The sequence below is a fragment of the Pseudomonas sp. SWRI81 genome (genome assembly GCF_014268545.1).
Lineage (GTDB): Bacteria > Pseudomonadota > Gammaproteobacteria > Pseudomonadales > Pseudomonadaceae > Aquipseudomonas > Aquipseudomonas hamedanensis.
This window is the reverse complement of the sequence record NZ_JABWQS010000015.1, coordinates 72,490-90,362: the sequence shown is the minus strand read 5'-3', so window position 1 is coordinate 90,362 and position 17,873 is coordinate 72,490. Positions and strand designations below refer to the sequence as shown.

Here is a 17,873-nt window from a genome sequence, read left to right as displayed (position 1 = left end):
AAGCCCCGCCTGGCTTTCACCAGGCGGGGCTTTTTATTGAGCTTCAGGAATCAGACAAGCGGTTTAGGCTCGTGCTCTTTTTCCTGAGCCTCTTCGCGCTGTTCAACCGCGTCCTGAACGGAGCGTGGTGCTTCAGCGATTACCGCTTCAACCGATGCCTGCTCAGCGACCGGGGCAGGCGCTGCCTCGACCACGTCAGCCGCAGCGGCGGGTTCGGCGGCGACCGGAGCAGCAGCGGCAGCCAGTTCGGCCTCCTTCTGCAGACGCTCTTCTTCACGCTTGCGACGACGCACTTCACGCGGGTCGTTAGGCGCGCGGCCATTTGGCGTCAGGGCGCTGACCGGAGCCGGCGCTTCAACTACCGGAGCTGGCGCTTCGACAACGGCCGGTGCTTCGACAACCGGTGCTTCAACCATTGGCGCTGGTTCAGCCGCGGCAACTACTGGCTCGGAAACCATGGCTGGCGGTACTTCGGCTTCAGCGACCGGCGCTGGAGCTTCGGTGACAGCTGGCTCGGCAACCCAGTTGAACGCAGTCTGCTCTTCGCGAACTTCACGCACGGTCTCGGTCACTGTTTCAGCTACGGTTTCAACCGCTGGCTCAGTGATTGCCGTTGGCGCTTCAGCGACAGCTTCAGGTTCGGCAGCCGCTTCAACCTGAGGTTGAGCTTCGCGAGCAGGGGCCACTTCGACTTCTGGCGCGGCAGTCACTTGCACCGGAGTAGTCGCTTCGACAACCGGCGCTTCGACTGGAGCGCTTTCCAGTGTAGCGGCGGTAGCACGTTCAGCCTGCTCATGAGCCTGTGCTTCAGCCGGAGCGCTGATGGTGCTGCTGGCTACAGCGGCGGTGACTGCCAGGCCGGCAGCCAGATCGGCAGTGCTTGGGGCTTCAGCGTTTTCGCCGGACTCGGACTCTTCCGAACCTTCGATCACGTTGCCGTTGGCATCACGCTGACGCTCGCGACGGTTGCTGCGACGACGCTGACCACGGGAGCGACGACGTGGACGATCGCCTTCGGCGTTGTCCTGACCATCTTCCGGCAGTTGCTCTTCGTTAGTGGTGTTGACTTCTTCTTCAGCGACGGCAGCTGCGGCCTGCTCGGCGCGCGGTTGGCGCTCTTCACGCGGCGGACGCGGGGCGCGCTCTTCGCGTGGCTGACGGGCCGGACGCTCTTCAGCGGTCACGGCAGCAGCGGCTGCGGCTGGCACGGCGTCCAGTGGCTCGCGCAGTTCACGCACGCGTTCTTCACGCTCGCCACGTGGCTTGCGGTCTTCACGCGGTGCACGCGGTGCACGTTCTTCACGCGGAGCACGTGGCGCGCGCTCTTCGCGGGCTGCCGGTGCTTCGCTGCGAGCTTCACGAGGCTCGCGCACTTCGCGGGCTTCGCGTGGCTGACGCTCTTCACGCGGCTCACGCGGTGCGCGTTCTTCACGCGGGGCACGTTCTTCGCGCGGCTTGCGTTCTTCATCGCGGCGACCGTTACGGTTGCGGCTCTGCTGACGACCGTTGCGACGCTCTTCATTGCGGGCTGGACGCTCGGCAGCCGGTTTTTCTACGGCAACCGGCGCGGCAGGCTCTTCCTTGGTGGCGAACAGGCTGACCAGCGACTTCACCAAGCCTTTGAACAGGCTTGGTTCTGGCGCGGCGACCGGAGCCGGGGCTGGCGCAGCGGCGGCGACTTCGGTCGGCACTGGAGCGTTTGCGCGGGCCGGCGCTGTCTTGACCGCGGCTTCCTGGCGAACCAGGGTGCGGGTCGCGGCGGCTGGCTGGACTTCTTCGACTTCGGCAGCGGCTGCCGCGATTTCGTAGCTGGACTGGTTGGTCGCAGCTTCCGGGCTGTCGTCACGCAGGCGCTGAACTTCGAAGTGCGGCGTCTCGAGGTGATCGTTCGGCAGAATGACGATGCGCGCGCGGGTGCGCAGTTCGATCTTGGTGATCGAGTTGCGTTTTTCGTTGAGCAGGAAGGCTGCAACCGGGATCGGCACCTGGGCGCGAACTTCGGCGGTGCGGTCTTTCAGCGCTTCTTCTTCGATCAGGCGCAGGATCGCCAGCGACAGCGATTCAACGTCACGGATGATGCCGGTGCCGTTGCAGCGAGGGCAGACGATGCCGCTGCTTTCGCCGAGCGATGGACGCAGGCGCTGACGGGACATTTCCAGCAGGCCGAAGCGCGAGATGCGACCGATCTGCACGCGGGCGCGGTCGGCTTCCAGGCATTCGCGGACTTTCTCTTCCACGGCGCGCTGGTTCTTGGCCGGGGTCATGTCGATGAAGTCGATGACGATCAGGCCGCCGATGTCGCGCAGGCGCAACTGACGGGCGATTTCTTCGGCGGCTTCAAGGTTGGTCTGCAGGGCGGTTTCTTCGATGTCGCTGCCTTTGGTGGCGCGCGCCGAGTTGATGTCGATGGACACCAGGGCTTCGGTCGGATCGATGACGATGGAACCGCCGGAAGGCAATTCGACGACGCGCTGGAAAGCGGTCTCGATCTGGCTTTCGATCTGGAAACGGTTGAACAGCGGCACGCTGTCTTCGTACAGCTTGATCTTGCTGGCGTACTGCGGCATGACCTGGCGGATGAAGGTCAGGGCTTCGTCCTGGGCTTCAACGCTGTCGATCAGCACTTCGCCGATGTCCTGGCGCAGGTAATCGCGGATGGCACGGATGATCACGTTGCTTTCCTGATAAATCAGGAATGGCGCGGAGCGATCCAGCGAGGCTTCTTTGATGGCGGTCCACAGTTGCAGCAGGTAATCGAGGTCCCATTGCATTTCTTCGCTGCTGCGGCCAAGGCCGGCAGTGCGCACGATCAGGCCCATGTCGGCTGGAGCGACCAGACCGTTCAGCGCTTCACGCAGTTCGTTGCGTTCTTCGCCTTCGATGCGACGGGAGATACCGCCGGCACGCGGGTTGTTCGGCATCAGCACGAGGTAACGACCGGCCAGGCTGATGAACGTGGTCAGGGCGGCGCCCTTGTTGCCACGTTCTTCTTTCTCGACCTGAACGATGACTTCCTGGCCTTCGCTCAGGACGTCCTTGATATTGACGCGGCCTTCAGGGGCTTTCTTGAAGTATTCGCGGGAGATTTCTTTGAGGGGCAGGAAGCCGTGGCGCTCGGAGCCGAAATCGACAAAGGCAGCCTCAAGGCTTGGTTCGATGCGAGTGATACGGCCTTTATAGATGTTGGCCTTTTTCTGCTCGCGTGCACCGGATTCGATGTCCAGGTCGTAGAGGCGTTGGCCATCTACCAGTGCAACACGCAACTCTTCGGGTTGAGTTGCGTTAATCAGCATTCTTTTCATGTAGTACCGTCGGTTTCCGGGCTGCCGGAAACGGCGTTCGGCACACACGACTTCTCACGGTCGGTGTCAGGTGCGTCGGGAGTGGTTGGCCATTCCCGTGTCCAGCGATGTCAGGCCAATTGGGCCGATACCGCGACGTACGCGTCCTGCTTGCTGTGGCTACTTAAGCACTCAGTCAGGAGGAGGAATCAACCAGCGGCTGTGGACGAGATGAAGCGTCTTGATCAAACCTGTTGCTACACAGTCCGGCGGTTGTGCATCTCCACCCTACACGTATCCCTGATAATTCGGGTGCTGCCGCGCGCAGAATCCGCAGCGGGTTGGCATTTACCGTGAGCTCCGAAAGGGGAGGTCACGCATCATGGCTAATTCAGGCGATGTTTCCGAAGTCTTCGCTCGGGGTCATTTGCAGCTGACTGCACTTTGTGAACTGGCCGTGAATATTTGCCTGCCAGGCGAGTGAAAACTCTGCTCGGCGGTGTAATTCAGGCCTCATGTCACCTGCGCTCGTTACAACTGCAGACTCCACCGTTACGTAGCGAAAGCCCCGTAGGACGGCCTCGCGCCCTGGTGAATTGCGTTGGTCAGGGCCGGTCTTTGACCGTGGTTCCGCTGTCCAGGCCGCTTTTGGCGGCGTTCGCGACTATAGCAGCAATGATTAAGTGCTTCAATTCCATAAAAATTGTTATCATCCGCGGCATGACAACTACTGCCCCTTCGACTCCAGGCGTTCAACTGCTTGAAGTCTCGCCGGAGTATGCCGGCCAACGAATCGACAACTTTCTCCTCGCCCGGCTCAAAGGCGTGCCCAAGACCTTGATTTACCGCATTTTGCGCAAAGGCGAAGTGCGCGTGAACAAAGGTCGGATCAAGCCTGAATACAAGCTGCAGGCCGGCGATATCGTGCGCGTACCGCCGGTTCGCGTGCCTGAGCGCGACGAGCCGGTGCCGCTGGCCCAAGGGCTGTTACAGCGCCTGGAAGCCTCGATCGTCTTCGAAGATAAAGCCCTGATCGTGATCAATAAGCCCGCCGGCATTGCGGTTCACGGTGGCAGCGGCTTGAATTTCGGCGTGATCGAAGCCTTTCGTCAGTTGCGTCCCGATGCCAAGGAACTGGAGCTGGTTCACCGTCTCGACCGGGACACCTCCGGCCTGCTGATGATTGCCAAGAAACGCAGCATGTTGCGTCACCTGCACGAGCAGTTGCGCGGCGATGGCGTCGACAAGCGCTACATGGCACTCGTCCGAGGCAACTGGGCCACCTCGATCAAGCAAGTCCGTGCGCCATTGCTCAAGAGCAATCTGCGCTCCGGCGAGCGCATGGTCGAAGTCAACGAAGAAGGCAAAGAAGCCCTGACCGTGTTCAAGGTGCTGCGCCGCTTCGGCGACTTCGCGACCATGGTCGAGGCCAAGCCTGTCACCGGGCGTACTCACCAGATTCGCGTGCACACCCTGCATGCCGGGCATTGCATTGCCGGCGACAGCAAATACGGCGATGACGATTTCACCAAAGAAATCCGTGATCTGGGTGGCAAGCGCCTGTTCCTGCACGCCTACATGCTGACCGTGCCGCTGCCCGACGGCGGCAAGCTGACCCTGCAAGCACCGGTCGATGAAATGTGGGCCAAGACCGTGGAGCGATTGAGTGCGCCCATCTGATTACAAACTGCTGATTTTCGATTGGGACGGCACGCTGGCTGATTCCATCCATCGGATCGTCGAAGCCATGCATTCGGCATCCGGGCGTTCCGGCTTCGAGCTGCGCGATGACTTCGCCGTCAAGGGCATCATCGGCCTCGGCCTGCCGGAAGCGATTCGCACCCTGTACCCCGAAATCAGCGACGCTGAAATGCTCGCGTTTCGCGAGCACTACGCCGATCACTACATCGCGGCAGAAGCCGTGCCTTCGCCGTTATTTGAAGGCGTCGTCGAGTCGATGGCGTCGTTTCGCGAGCAGGGCTATCACCTGGCGGTCGCGACCGGCAAGAATCGTCGCGGGCTGGACCGCGTTCTCAAGGCCAACGGCTGGGAAGATTATTTCGATATCACCCGTGCTGCCGATGAAACTGCCAGCAAGCCACACCCTCTGATGCTTGAGCAGATCGTCAGCCACTGCGGCGTGCGCCCGGAGCAGGCGTTGATGGTCGGAGATTCGTCCTTCGACCTGCTGATGGCGCGTAACGCGGGGATGGATTCGGTGGCGGTCAGTTATGGCGCGCAATCGATCGAATCCCTGCAGCAGTTCGAGCCGCGCCTGTCGATCGATCGTTTTTCTGAATTGCATGCCTGGCTGGGCCAGCGGGCTTAATAGATTTTTGTTGGGGTAGATGGCATGACCGACGAATGGAAAGCACCGGCCAAGGCAAGTGCCGACGACGGTGACGCAAAAAGCTGGAAGCTGCTGGAAAAGACGCTGCTTGCCGGTGTGCAGGAACAACGCCGCTCGCGGCGCTGGGGGATTTTCTTCAAGCTGCTGACGTTTGTTTATCTGTTTGTTGCGTTGATTCTGTTCACGCCGCTGATGGACATGGAAAAGAGTGCCGCACGCGGCACGAATTACACCGCATTGATCGACATCAACGGCATGATCGCCGACAAGGAGCCGGCCAGTGCCGACAACATTGTCGGCAGTCTGCGGGCGGCGTTTGAGGACAAGAAGGTCAAGGGTGTGATTCTGCGCATCAACAGCCCGGGCGGCAGTCCGGTGCAGTCCGGTTATGTCTATGACGAGATCAAGCGCCTGCGGGGCCTGCACCCGGAGATCAAGCTGTACGCGGTGATTTCCGATCTCGGTGCGTCCGGTGCCTATTACATCGCCAGCGCGGCGGACCAGATCTACGCCGACAAGGCCAGTCTCGTCGGTTCGATTGGGGTAACAGCGGCCGGTTATGGTTTTGTCGGTACCATGGAAAAACTCGGCGTCGAGCGCCGCACCTATACCTCGGGCGAGCACAAGGCATTCCTCGATCCGTTCCAGCCGCAAAAGCCTGAGGAAACCGCATTCTGGCAGAGCGTGCTGGATACCACGCACAAGCAGTTCATCAATAGCGTGAAGCAGGGGCGCGGCGATCGCCTGAAGGATAAAGAGCATCCGGAGCTGTTCTCCGGGCTGGTCTGGTCCGGTGAGCAGGCCTTGCCGTTGGGGTTGATCGATGGTTTGGGCAATGCCAGTTCGGTGGCGCGTGACGTGATTGGTGAGAAAGAACTGGTGGACTTCACTGTTGAGGAATCGCCGTTCGACCGCTTCTCGAAAAAGCTCGGTGCCAGCGTCGCTGAGCAGTTGGCGATGTGGATGGGCTTCCACGGGCCTTCGTTGCGGTAAATTGCCGGTAGATCAAAAGATCGCAGCCTGCGGCAGCTCCTACAGGATTAATGTTCAATCGCTTTTTTTTGCGGTGACGCTGATTCTGTAGGAGCCGCCGAAGGCTGCGATCTTTTGCTTTAAGGAATCTGTACGCCCTCAGCCAGCAACATGTCGATCAGGCGAATCAGCGGCAGGCCGATCAGGCTGGTGGCGTCCGGGCCTTCGGTCGATTGAAACAGGCTTACGCCGAGACCTTCGGCCTTGAAACTGCCGGCGCAATCGTACGGCTGCTCGAGGCGTAAGTAGCGCTCGATGCGCGCCTCATCCAGTGTGCGCATATGGACCGTGAACGGCACGCAGTCGACCTGGCCGCGCCCGGTCTGGCTGTTGAGCAGGGCGAGGCCGGTGAGGAAGGTCACGCTGGCGCCGCTGGCGGCCATCAATTGCTCGCGGGCTTTGTCGAAAGTGTGAGGCTTGCCGATGATGCGGTCGCCGAGTACGGCCACCTGGTCCGAGCCGATGATCAGATGAGCAGGGTGGCTGTCAGCCAAGGCCCTGGCTTTTTCCTCGGCGAGGCGTTTGACCAGTTCGATCGCGGCTTCGCCTGGACGGTGACTTTCGTCGATATCCGGCGAGCTGCAGACGAACGGCAGGTGCAGGCGGGCGAGCAATTCCCGGCGATAGGTCGAGCTGGAAGCAAGTAATAAAGGCAGCATGGGTGTCTCCTGAGGCAGGAGCGGATTCTAACGGAGGCACGCAAGTGACGGACAGGGCACAATTTCCTTTGACATGGGTGGGTGCATCCCTATAATGCTGCGCCTATGTTGAATGACCCGATTCCACCTCACGTTGACCCGCGCAAATTGGCTGATCGTGGCACCACCCTCCAAGGTGAACTGCTGCTGGCCGATTTGAAGAGACTCTGCGACCCGCTTTCCGACGATGTCGGTACGGTGCAGGCCAAATTCGTTTTTGAACGAGATGAACGTAAATCTGTGGTCATCCACAGTTTTATCGACACCGAAGTCAAAATGGTTTGCCAGCGTTGTCTTGAGCTGGTCACCCTGCCGATCCACAGCGAATGCAGTTACGCGGTGGTGAAGGAGGGTGCGAATACCCAGTCGTTGCCGAAAGGTTATGACGTGCTGGAACTGGGCGAAGATCCATTGGATCTGCAGTCACTGATCGAGGAGGAGCTTCTGCTCGCCTTGCCCATTGTGCCTGCTCATCATCCGGAAGAATGCCAGCAGCCGGCGGGAGCAGATGAGCCCGAACCGAGCGAGGACGAGGTAACGCGGTCCAACCCGTTCAGTGTATTGGCGCAGTTAAAGCGTGACCCAAACGTTTAGGAGTTAATCAATTATGGCTGTTCAGCAGAACAAAAAATCCCGCTCTGCCCGTGACATGCGCCGTTCGCACGACGCTCTCGAGGCTAGCACCCTGTCTGTAGAAAAAACCACCGGTGAAGTTCACCTGCGTCACCACGTATCGCCAGAAGGCGTATACCGTGGCCGTAAAGTGATCGACAAGGGCGCTGACGAGTAATCACTTGTCTGCTCAAGTCATCGCGATTGACGCAATGGGCGGGGACTTCGGTCCCCGCAGCATTGTTCAGGCCAGTCTCGCTTGCCTGTCTGCTACGCCCTCGCTGCACCTGACCCTTGTCGGTCAACCCTCCCTTCTTGAAGAATTGATCACCGGCCATTCGGCTGCCGATCGCGCGCGCCTGACGATTGTTGCGGCCAGCGAAGTCATCACCATGGATGAAAAGCCTGCCCAGGCTCTGCGCGGCAAGCCGGACTCGTCGATGCGGGTCGCCCTCGAGCTGTTGCGTGACGGCAAGGTGCAGGCCTGTGTCAGTGCCGGCAATACCGGCGCGTTGATGGCATTGTCGCGGTTTGTCCTGAAGACGCTGCCAGGCATTGATCGTCCGGCGATGGTTGCCGCGATTCCGACGCAGACCGGTTATTGCCAGTTGCTCGATCTCGGCGCCAACGTCGATTGCAGTGCCGAGCACCTGTTGCAGTTCGCCGTCATGGGTTCGGTGGCCGCGCAGACGCTGGGCATTGCCCGTCCGCGGGTGGCGCTGCTGAACATCGGTACCGAAGACATCAAGGGCAATCAGCAGGTCAAGCTGGCGGCAACGCTGCTGCAGGCGGCTCGTGGCATCAACTACATCGGCTTCATCGAAGGTGATGGTTTGTATCGCGGCGAGGCGGATGTCGTGGTGTGCGACGGTTTTGTCGGCAATATCCTGCTCAAGTCCAGCGAGGGGCTGGCGACGATGATCGCCGCGCGCATCGAAGCGCTGTTCAAGCGCAACCTCGCCTCCCGTGCCGTCGGCGCCCTGGCCTTGCCGCTGATGAAACGCCTGCAGGCCGATCTGGCTCCGGCGCGACATAATGGCGCAAGCTTTCTCGGCTTGCAGGGCATCGTCGTGAAAAGTCACGGTTCGGCCGGCGTTCAGGGCTTTCAGAGCGCGATTTCCCGGGCGTTGATCGAGATTCAGGAGAACCTGCCCGAGCGCCTCCACGGTCGTCTGGAGGATTTGTTGTCTTAGGCGTTTTCGTCGGACAATGCTTAAATGTGACCGCCCGGTTCAAAGGGCCATCCAAACTGTCAGTTTCTTGCGTCCCACGCGGGGCGTCATTTTCCGACGACAAGATCATTAGGGGCTTGTTACATGTCTGCTTCCCTCGCATTCGTCTTTCCAGGACAGGGTTCGCAGTCCCTCGGCATGCTGGCCGAGCTGGGCGCGCAACATCCGCTGATCCTCGAAACCTTTCAAGAAGCCTCTGCTGCGCTGGGCTACGACCTGTGGGCACTGACCCAGCAGGGCCCGGAAGAGCTGCTCAATCAAACCGATAAAACCCAACCGGCCATTCTGACCGCCTCGATCGCCCTGTGGCGTCTGTGGCTGGCTGAAGGTGGCGCGCGTCCGGCATTCGTTGCCGGTCACAGCCTGGGCGAATACAGTGCGCTGGTCGCGGCTGGCAGCCTGACGCTCGCTGATGCGGTCAAACTCGTCGAGCGTCGTGGCCAGTTGATGCAGGAAGCGGTTCCGGCCGGACAGGGTGGCATGGCCGCCATTCTCGGTCTGGAAGATGCCGATGTCCTCGCGGCCTGCGCCGAAGCGGCGCAAGGCGAAGTGGTCAGCGCCGTCAACTTCAACTCGCCAGGCCAGGTCGTGATTGCCGGTGCCAAGGCTGCTGTCGAGCGCGCCATCGAAGGCTGCAAGGCTCGCGGTGCCAAGCGCGCCATGCCATTGCCAGTCAGCGTACCGTCGCACTGCGAGCTGATGCGCCCGGCCGCCGAACGTTTCGCCGAATCCATTGCCGCCATCGACTGGCAGGCGCCGCAAATTCCGGTGGTGCAGAACGTCAGCGCGCAAGTGCCGGCCGATCTGGACACCCTCAAGCGTGATCTGCTCGAACAGCTTTATAAGCCAGTGCGCTGGGTTGAGTCGGTACAGACTCTGGCGGCCAAGGGTGCGACCACTCTGGTCGAGTGCGGCCCGGGCAAGGTCCTCGCCGGCCTGAACAAACGTTGCGCTGAAGGCGTTGCGACTTCCAACCTCAATACCCCAGACGCCTTCGCTGCCGCTCGCGCAGCGCAGGCCTGAATCAGGAGAAACTTGCATGAGTCTGCAAGGTAAAGTTGCACTGGTCACCGGTGCAAGCCGCGGTATCGGCCAGGCCATCGCGCTGGAACTGGGTCGCCAGGGCGCCATCGTTATCGGCACCGCGACCTCCGCGTCGGGCGCTGAGCGCATTGCCGCCACCCTGAAGGAGAACGGCATCCAGGGCGCGGGTTTCGAACTCAACGTCACCAGCGACGAATCGGTCAGCGCCGTGCTGGCAGGCATTCAGGAGCAGTTCGGTGCGCCAGTGGCGATTCTGGTCAATAATGCCGGCATCACCCGCGATAACCTGATGATGCGCATGAAAGACGACGAATGGTACGACGTGATCGATACCAACCTGAACAGTCTGTATCGCCTGTCCAAGGGCGTTTTGCGTGGCATGACCAAGGCGCGTTGGGGTCGAATTATCAGTATTGGCTCAGTGGTGGGTGCCATGGGCAACGCCGGCCAAGTAAACTATGCAGCCGCCAAGGCCGGTCTGGAGGGTTTCAGCCGTGCGATGGCGCGTGAAGTCGGTTCGCGTTCGATTACGGTCAACTCGGTAACCCCAGGGTTCATCGACACCGATATGACCCGCGAGCTGCCTGAAGCACAGCGTGAAGCCTTGCAGACGCAGATTCCGCTGGGTCGTCTGGGACAAGCTCAAGAGATCGCGTCCGTGGTCGCTTTTCTTGCATCCGACGGTGCGGCATACGTCACCGGGGCTACAATTCCGGTGAACGGTGGGATGTACATGTAAGTAAAATGTGACGGATTGCTTCAAAAAAATGTCATACGAGCTGTCTAAAATCCGTTATAAAGCTGCAATCTATTTATAGGCAGAGGGCCACAGGGTTTGAGGAGTGAAGCTTTCAGTTGAAAAGCTGAAAAGTCTTTCTATACACTTACCCACTGGCCAGCTGCCTGAATTTGTCCATTAGGAGTGAAAACAAGGTATGAGCACCATCGAAGAGCGCGTCAAGAAAATCGTTGCCGAGCAACTGGGTGTTAAAGAAGAAGAAGTGGTCAACACTGCTTCCTTCGTAGAAGACCTGGGTGCCGACTCCCTTGACACCGTTGAGCTGGTGATGGCTCTGGAAGAGGAATTCGAGACCGAAATCCCTGACGAAGAAGCTGAAAAGATCACTACCGTACAAGCTGCAATCGACTACGTTACTGCCCACCAGGCGTAATAGTTTGTAATCGTTGCTCGCTGTCATGGAAAAACCGCACTGCCATCATGGCGTGCGGTTTTTTCTTTAGGCCTGATGCAAAATCGTCATCTGAAAAAGGAGAGTGCTGTGTCGCGTAGACGCGTCGTAGTCACCGGTATGGGTATGTTGTCGCCACTGGGCACCACTGTGCTGAGCAGTTGGCAGGGCATTCTGGCTGGCCGCAGTGGCATTGGTCTGATCGAACACACCGACCTTTCTGCCTACTCCACCCGCTTCGGCGGTTCGGTAAAGGGCTTCAATGTCGAGGAATATCTGCCGGTCAAGGAAGCACGCAGACTTGACCTGTTCATTCAGTACGGCCTCGCTGCAGGCGTTCAGGCAATGAACAACGCCGGGCTGCAAGTCACTGACGCCAACCGTGAGCGCATCGGCGTCGCCATGGGTTCGGGTATCGGCGGTCTGACCAATATCGAAGAGACCAGCCACGCACTGCATGAGTCGGGCCCACGCAAGATTTCGCCATTCTTCGTGCCTGGTTCGATCATCAATATGATTTCCGGTTGCCTGTCTATCCATCTGAAAGTGCAGGGACCCAACTACGCCATCGCCACGGCCTGTACCACCGGTACGCACTGCATTGGCATGGCGGCGCGCAACATCATGTACGACGAAGCCGATGTAATGATCGCCGGCGGTGCTGAAATGGCCGCATGCGGTCTAGGCATGGGCGGCTTTGGCGCGTCCCGCGCGCTGTCGACCCGCAATGGCGAGCCGACCCGCGCCAGCCGTCCCTGGGACAAGGACCGTGACGGTTTTGTCCTGTCCGACGGTGCCGGAGCGCTGGTGCTTGAAGAGCTGGAGCACGCCAAGGCGCGCGGTGCGACCATCTACGCCGAGCTGATCGGCTTCGGTACCAGCGGCGATGCGTACCATATGACCTCGCCGCCCTGCGACGGCGCCGGGGCTGCACGCTGCATCACCAATGCGCTGCGCGATGCGAAGATCAACGCCGATCAGGTGCAATACATCAACGCTCACGGTACTTCGACCCCGGCTGGCGACCTCGCCGAAGCCAACGCAATCAAGTCCGTGTTCGGTGATCACGCCTACAAACTGGCGGTCAGCTCCACCAAGTCCATGACCGGTCACCTTCTGGGTGCGGCGGGCGCGGTCGAGGCGATCTTCAGTGTGCTGGCAATCAACGGTCAGGTCGCGCCGCCGACCATCAACCTTGATGAGCCGGGCGAAGGCTGCGATCTCGATTTTGTGCCGCACACCGCGCGCAACATGGACATCGATGTCGTGTTGTCCAACTCGTTCGGGTTCGGCGGCACCAACGGCACCTTGGCCTTCCGTCGGTTTGCCGGCTGATGGACTGCTGGGTCGACGGTCAACCGGCTGACAGTCTGTCGCTGAAAGATCGCGGCCTGGCCTACGGCGACGGTCTGTTCGAGACCATCGCCGTGCACGGTGGCCAACCGATCCTGCTGGATCGGCACCTGGCGCGTTTAGCCGATGGCTGCACGCGTCTGGCTATCGCTGCGGACATCGAGCTGATCCGCGCCGAGCTGCTCAGCTATGCGGCAGCGATGGGCACGGGCGTGCTCAAGCTTATCCTCACCCGGGGTGACGGCTTGCGCGGCTATGCGCCCGATCCGGCGGCACCGGGCCGGCGTATTCTGCAAGGCAACCCTCCTGCGGCGTATCCCGCTGTTCATGGCGAAGCCGGCATTCGTCTGTTCCCATGCAATACGCGCCTGTCCAGGCAGCCTTTGCTCGCCGGGATCAAACACCTGAATCGACTGGAGCAGGTTCTCGCCCGTGCCGAATGGCAGGATGACGAGCATGCCGAAGGCTTGATGCTCGATCAGGCGGGGCGAGTCATCGAAGGCGTGTTCAGCAATCTGTTCCTGGTGCGCGACGGTGTCTTGATCACGCCTGATTTGAAGCGTTGCGGGGTCGCCGGGGTGATGCGCAGCGAAATATTGTTTCAGGCCGAGTCGTTGGCAATCCCCAGCCAAATCGCCGATATCAGCCTGGAACAGCTGCAATGGGCCGATGAGGTGTTTGTCTGCAACAGCGTGTATGGCGTCTGGCCGGTACGCGCCTACGCTGCACTGAGCTGGCCGGTTGGCCCGCTCACCCGTAAACTGCAAACCATTGCCCGCGCGCTACTGGATGCTTGATTCGTGAGACGTAAACTATTGCTGCTGCTGGAAACCGGACTGGTTCTGGCGGGGCTGCTGTTGGGCGCCAGCGCCTGGAAGATTCATTCCGCACTGGAACAGCCCCTGAACATCACGCAGGAAGAACTGCTGGATGTGCCGAAAGGCTCTACACCGACCCGGACTTTTCTGGGGCTCGAAACCGATGGCGTCATCCGGGACGCGTTCTGGCTCCGGGTGTACTGGCGCTTCAATCTTGCCGGCACGCCGATTCACAGCGGCGAATACCGCATGCAGCCAGGCATGACCGTCAACGGTCTGATCGACTCGTGGAAGCGTGGCGACGTCGTGCAATACAGCCTGACCCTGGTCGAAGGCTGGAACTTTCAGCAAGTACGCGCCGCTTTGGCCAAGGATGAGAAGCTCACTCAGACTCTGAACGGTCTGAGCGACAGCGAAGTCATGGCGAAGATCGGCCACAAGGGCTTGTTTCCTGAGGGCCGGTTCTTTCCCGACACCTATCGTTTCGTGCGGGGCATGTCGGATGCCGAGTTGCTGAAAAAAGCCTTCGATCGTCTCGACGAAGTGCTCGCCAGGGAATGGGAGCAACGTTCGGCCGATGTGCCTTACACCGAACCCTATCAAGCGCTGATCATGGCCTCGCTGGTCGAGAAGGAAACCGGTGTACCTCAGGAGCGCGGTCAGATTGCTGGCGTGTTTGTGCGGCGCATGGCCTTGGGCATGCAGTTGCAGACCGATCCGACCGTCATCTACGGTCTGGGCGATCGCTACACGGGCAAACTGACCCGCGCTCACCTGAAAGAGCCGACGCCATACAACACTTACGTGATTCCCGGTTTGCCGCCGACACCGATTGCAATGGTCGGGCGTGAAGCGATTCACGCCGCGCTTAATCCGGTGGCGGGCACCAGTCTGTATTTCGTCGCGCGTGGCGATGGCAGCCATGTGTTTTCCGACGACCTCGACGCGCATAACAACGCGGTGCGTGAATACCAGCTGAAGCGCCGCGCCGACTACCGTTCAAGCCCCGCGCCAGCGACAACGCCGCAATCGGCTCCGGCAGTCGATGAGGCGATTCCTGCGGCCTCGCCGAACACCGCGCCCGAAGCGCTGCCGCCAGTGCCGCCGCAGTCACCTGCGCCGGTCGCGGAACCTGAAGCCGATGCCCCGCAAAACGCGCAATGACTTTGATTAAGGACTGCCTGTGACTGGCTTGTTTATTACCCTGGAAGGCCCGGAAGGCGCCGGCAAGAGCACCAACCGCGAATACCTCGCCGAGCGCCTGCGCGCCGCGGGTGTCGAAGTGGTGCTGACCCGCGAGCCCGGTGGTACGCCGCTGGCCGAGCGGATTCGCGAGGTGTTGCTGGCACCGGCCGATGAAGTGATGAACCCGGACGCTGAGCTGTTATTGGTCTTCGCCGCACGTGCGCAGCATCTGGCAGAAGTGATTCGCCCGGCGCTGGCCCGTGGCGCCGTGGTTCTGTGTGATCGCTTTACCGACTCGACTTACGCTTATCAGGGTGGCGGTCGCGGTTTGTCGCTGGAGCGCATTGCCACGCTGGAAACCTTCGTACAGGGCGACTTACGTCCCGATTTGACGCTGATTTTCGATCTGCCAGTGGAAATCGGCCTGGCCCGTGCCAGTGCGCGGGGGCGGCTGGATCGTTTCGAGCTGGAAGGCCGGGCGTTTTTCGAGAGCGTGCGTAATGCGTTTCTCAAGCGTGCCGAAGCCGATCCTGCGCGCTATGTGCGCATTGATGCCGGTCAGCCATTGACCAAGGTGCAACAATCGCTGGATACCTTGCTGCCGAACTTGCTGGAGCTGGCCCGTGGCTGAGGCCTACCCATGGCAGGCCAGCCTCTGGCAGCAACTGGCCGGACGCAGTCAGCATGCCCACGCCTATTTGCTGCACGGTCCGGCCGGGATCGGCAAACGCGCGCTCGCCGAGCGATTGATGGCCAGCCTGCTGTGTCAGCGTCCGACGCCCGAGGCGTGCGGTGAGTGCAAATCCTGCCTGTTGCTCAGGGCCGGCAGTCACCCGGACAACTACATTCTCGAACCGGAAGAAGCCGACAAGGCGATCAAGGTTGATCAGGTCCGTGATCTGGTCAGTTTCGTGGTGCAGACCGCGCAACTCGGCGGGCGCAAGGTGGTGCTGATCGAGCCGGTGGAGTCGATGAATATCAACGCCGCCAACGCTTTGCTCAAAAGTCTTGAAGAACCTTCCGGCGATACCGTTCTGCTGCTGGTCAGCCATCAGACCAGTCGTCTGCTGCCGACCATCAAGAGCCGTTGCGTACAGCAGGCCTGTCCGCTACCGGGCGAAGCGATGAGCCTGCAATGGCTGGCTCAGGCGCTTCCTGATTGCTCTGAAGAAGAGCGCGTCGAATTGCTGACACTCGCGGCCGGCTCGCCCCTGATGGCGGTCACCCTCCAGTCTCAGGGCGTGCGTGAGCAGCGTGCGCAAGTGGTCGAAGGCGTCAAGAGGCTGCTCAAGCAGCAGCAATCGCCGACGCAACTGGCCGAAGAGTGGAAGAACATTCCGATGCTGCGCCTGTTCGATTGGTTCTGCGACTGGTCGAGCCTGATCCTGCGCTATCAGCTGACACAGGATGAAGCTGGCCTCGGCCTGAACGATATGCGCAAGGTCGTGCAATATCTGGCGCAGAAAAGTGCGCAGGGCAAAGTGCTCGATATTCAGGACTGGATTCTCGCCCAGCGCCAGAAAGTCCTGAGCAAGGCCAATCTCAATCCGGCGCTGCTGCTCGAAGCATTGTTGGTGCAATGGGCGGGATTGCCTGGTCAAAGATAGAAATGTGTACCTAGACTCTGAATGTCAGCAGTGGAGGTCAGCATGATTGAATCCGTCAGCCCAGGGCCGCGCAACGGCATCTTGTCCCTGACCATCAAGGACAAGGCCGTGCTTTACGCCGCTTATATGCCATTTATCAAGAATGGCGGCCTGTTCATCCCGACCAACAAAAGCTACAAGTTGGGCGACGAGGTGTTCATGCTGCTGCATCTGATGGATGAAGCGGAGAAAATTCCGGTCGCCGGAAAAGTCACCTGGATCACCCCCAAAGGTGCACAAGGCAATCGCGCGGCGGGTGTCGGCGTACAGTTCAACGATGGCGACAACACCGCGCGCAGTCGCATCGAAACCCATCTGGCCGGAGCGATGAAGTCCGACCGTCCCACTCATACGATGTAAGTTGCAGCCCTTTTATGCTCGTAGATTCCCATTGTCACCTTGATCGCCTCGACCTCACCGCCCATGACGGCTCGCTGGAAGCCGCACTGGATGCCGCCCGCGCGCGCGGGGTGGGGCACTTTCTGTGTATCGGTGTAAGCGCCGACAACGCCGCCGACGTCAAAACCCTTGCCGAGCGTTACGACGACGTCGATTGTTCCGTCGGCGTTCATCCGCTGGATGTGCAGCCCGGCGCGGCTCCGGCGCTGGATTGGCTGCTGCACGAACTCGATCACCCGAAAGTGGTGGCGATCGGTGAAACCGGTCTGGACTATCACTACGAGCCGGAGGCCGCCGAGTTGCAACAGGCGTCGTTCCGCCTGCACCTGCAAGCGGCGCAACAGACCGGCAAACCGGTGATCATCCACACCCGCGGCGCCCGTGCCGACACCCTCGAACTGCTGCGCGAAGCGGCGCTGCCTCAAGCCGGCGTGCTGCATTGCTTCACCGAAGACTGGGACATGGCCAAGGCTGCGCTGGACATGGGCTATTACATTTCCTTGTCAGGCATTGTCACCTTCCGCAACGCCGACGCGCTGCGCGATGTGGCGAGCAAGGTTCCGGCCGATCGCCTGCTGGTTGAAACCGATTCGCCGTATCTGGCGCCGATTCCGTATCGCGGCAAGCCCAACCTGCCGCAGTACGTGCGCGAAGTGGCTGAGTTCCTGGCGATGCTGCGCGGTGAGAACTACGAGCGTTTTGCCGAGCAGACCACGGAAAACTTCAAGCGGCTGTTCCCGCTCGCCAGTGTTAAATCTGCCGCGTGACGGCTGGCTGAATCGCAGGCAAAAAAAACCCGGGTTCTGGGGGGTGAATCCGGGTTAAGACCATTAGGAGTAAAACAAAGGCACGCGGTCCGTTGGTACCTTTATCGGCGCGGCACTTGGGGGAGATGCCGCCCGACAGTTCAAGTATTGATCAGTCTGGCGTGCAGTCCAGTGAGCCGGTCGGGGTTTTTAAACAAATTTGGAATACGTTCGCTTCAGTTGAGTTCTCATTCCCTCCGAAACGTTCTCAAAATGAACAGCAAACA

18 protein-coding genes are annotated in these 17,873 nt (G+C 60.4%); 16 read left to right on the top strand and 2 right to left on the bottom strand.

The genetic code is table 11. The features are described 5' to 3' along the window. Positions 1–50: 50 nt before the first annotated feature. Positions 51–3,302: a ribonuclease E gene (gene rne / locus HU765_RS12290; RefSeq protein ID WP_186620780.1), complete on the bottom strand. Its 3,252-nt coding sequence runs from the start codon at positions 3,300–3,302 to the stop codon at positions 51–53. Positions 3,303–4,001: 699 nt separating this feature from the next. On the opposite strand from rne, the gene rluC reads away from it, so the two are divergent. Genes rluC through sppA form a run of 3 tightly spaced genes read left to right on the top strand, consistent with a single transcriptional unit; the run spans position 4,002 to position 6,624 of the window. Continuing rightward, positions 4,002–4,961, top strand: a complete 960-nt coding sequence (gene rluC, locus HU765_RS12285; RefSeq protein WP_126365426.1) for a 23S rRNA pseudouridine(955/2504/2580) synthase RluC — start codon at positions 4,002–4,004, stop codon at positions 4,959–4,961. Beyond that, positions 4,948–5,610, top strand: coding sequence for an HAD-IA family hydrolase (locus tag HU765_RS12280; RefSeq protein WP_186620778.1), 663 nt, complete (start codon positions 4,948–4,950; stop codon positions 5,608–5,610). Before rluC ends, HU765_RS12280 begins: the two co-directional genes overlap by 14 nt. Before the next feature lie 24 nt (positions 5,611–5,634). Next, positions 5,635–6,624, top strand: coding sequence for a signal peptide peptidase SppA (gene sppA / locus HU765_RS12275; protein ID WP_186620776.1), 990 nt, complete (start codon positions 5,635–5,637; stop codon positions 6,622–6,624). 119 nt (positions 6,625–6,743) lie between these two features. Here the strand turns inward: sppA and HU765_RS12270 are convergent, their stop codons facing one another. Next, a complete protein-coding gene (locus tag HU765_RS12270) occupies positions 6,744–7,322 on the bottom strand; it encodes a nucleoside triphosphate pyrophosphatase (protein ID WP_186620775.1) in 579 nt (192 codons plus the stop codon). Between the two features lie 105 nt (positions 7,323–7,427). Here HU765_RS12270 and HU765_RS12265 point away from each other — a divergent pair, with 105 nt between their 5' ends. The 13 genes from HU765_RS12265 (at position 7,428) to HU765_RS12205 (ending at position 17,607) form a co-directional block, all read left to right on the top strand. Then, on the top strand, positions 7,428–7,955 hold the full coding sequence (locus tag HU765_RS12265) for a YceD family protein (protein WP_003204262.1): 528 nt from the start codon (positions 7,428–7,430) through the stop codon (positions 7,953–7,955). A 13-nt stretch (positions 7,956–7,968) separates the two neighbouring features. Beyond that, positions 7,969–8,151: a 50S ribosomal protein L32 gene (rpmF, locus tag HU765_RS12260; RefSeq protein ID WP_003179396.1), complete on the top strand. Its 183-nt coding sequence runs from the start codon at positions 7,969–7,971 to the stop codon at positions 8,149–8,151. A 4-nt stretch (positions 8,152–8,155) separates the two neighbouring features. Next, entirely contained in the window at positions 8,156–9,166 is a 1,011-nt protein-coding gene (plsX, locus tag HU765_RS12255) for a phosphate acyltransferase PlsX (RefSeq protein WP_186620773.1), read from the top strand. A gap of 123 nt (positions 9,167–9,289) precedes the next feature. Then, on the top strand, positions 9,290–10,228 hold the full coding sequence (gene fabD / locus HU765_RS12250) for an ACP S-malonyltransferase (RefSeq protein WP_186620771.1): 939 nt from the start codon (positions 9,290–9,292) through the stop codon (positions 10,226–10,228). Between the two features lie 16 nt (positions 10,229–10,244). Beyond that, positions 10,245–10,988 (top strand): 3-oxoacyl-ACP reductase FabG, encoded by a 744-nt coding sequence (fabG, locus tag HU765_RS12245; RefSeq protein ID WP_034155354.1) that lies wholly within the window; start codon positions 10,245–10,247, stop codon positions 10,986–10,988. A 196-nt stretch (positions 10,989–11,184) separates the two neighbouring features. After that, a complete protein-coding gene (gene acpP, locus HU765_RS12240; RefSeq protein WP_007987170.1) occupies positions 11,185–11,421 on the top strand; it encodes an acyl carrier protein in 237 nt (78 codons plus the stop codon). Positions 11,422–11,529: 108 nt separating this feature from the next. Next, on the top strand, positions 11,530–12,774 hold the full coding sequence (gene fabF / locus HU765_RS12235) for a beta-ketoacyl-ACP synthase II (RefSeq protein WP_186620762.1): 1,245 nt from the start codon (positions 11,530–11,532) through the stop codon (positions 12,772–12,774). Further along, entirely contained in the window at positions 12,774–13,589 is an 816-nt protein-coding gene (pabC, locus tag HU765_RS12230) for an aminodeoxychorismate lyase (RefSeq protein WP_186620753.1), read from the top strand. Before fabF ends, pabC begins: the two co-directional genes overlap by 1 nt. 3 nt (positions 13,590–13,592) lie before the next feature. Beyond that, a complete protein-coding gene (mltG, locus tag HU765_RS12225) occupies positions 13,593–14,774 on the top strand; it encodes an endolytic transglycosylase MltG (protein WP_186620743.1) in 1,182 nt (393 codons plus the stop codon). Between the two features lie 19 nt (positions 14,775–14,793). Next, complete coding sequence (gene tmk, locus HU765_RS12220) at positions 14,794–15,426, top strand: dTMP kinase (protein ID WP_186546973.1); 633 nt, start codon at positions 14,794–14,796, stop codon at positions 15,424–15,426. Next, complete coding sequence (locus HU765_RS12215; protein ID WP_186620741.1) at positions 15,419–16,402, top strand: DNA polymerase III subunit delta'; 984 nt, start codon at positions 15,419–15,421, stop codon at positions 16,400–16,402. Before tmk ends, HU765_RS12215 begins: the two co-directional genes overlap by 8 nt. A 42-nt stretch (positions 16,403–16,444) precedes the next feature. Then, positions 16,445–16,801, top strand: coding sequence for a PilZ domain-containing protein (locus HU765_RS12210; RefSeq protein WP_186546975.1), 357 nt, complete (start codon positions 16,445–16,447; stop codon positions 16,799–16,801). 14 nt (positions 16,802–16,815) lie between these two features. Continuing rightward, positions 16,816–17,607 (top strand): TatD family hydrolase, encoded by a 792-nt coding sequence (locus HU765_RS12205; protein ID WP_186620739.1) that lies wholly within the window; start codon positions 16,816–16,818, stop codon positions 17,605–17,607. Positions 17,608–17,873 lie beyond the last annotated feature (266 nt).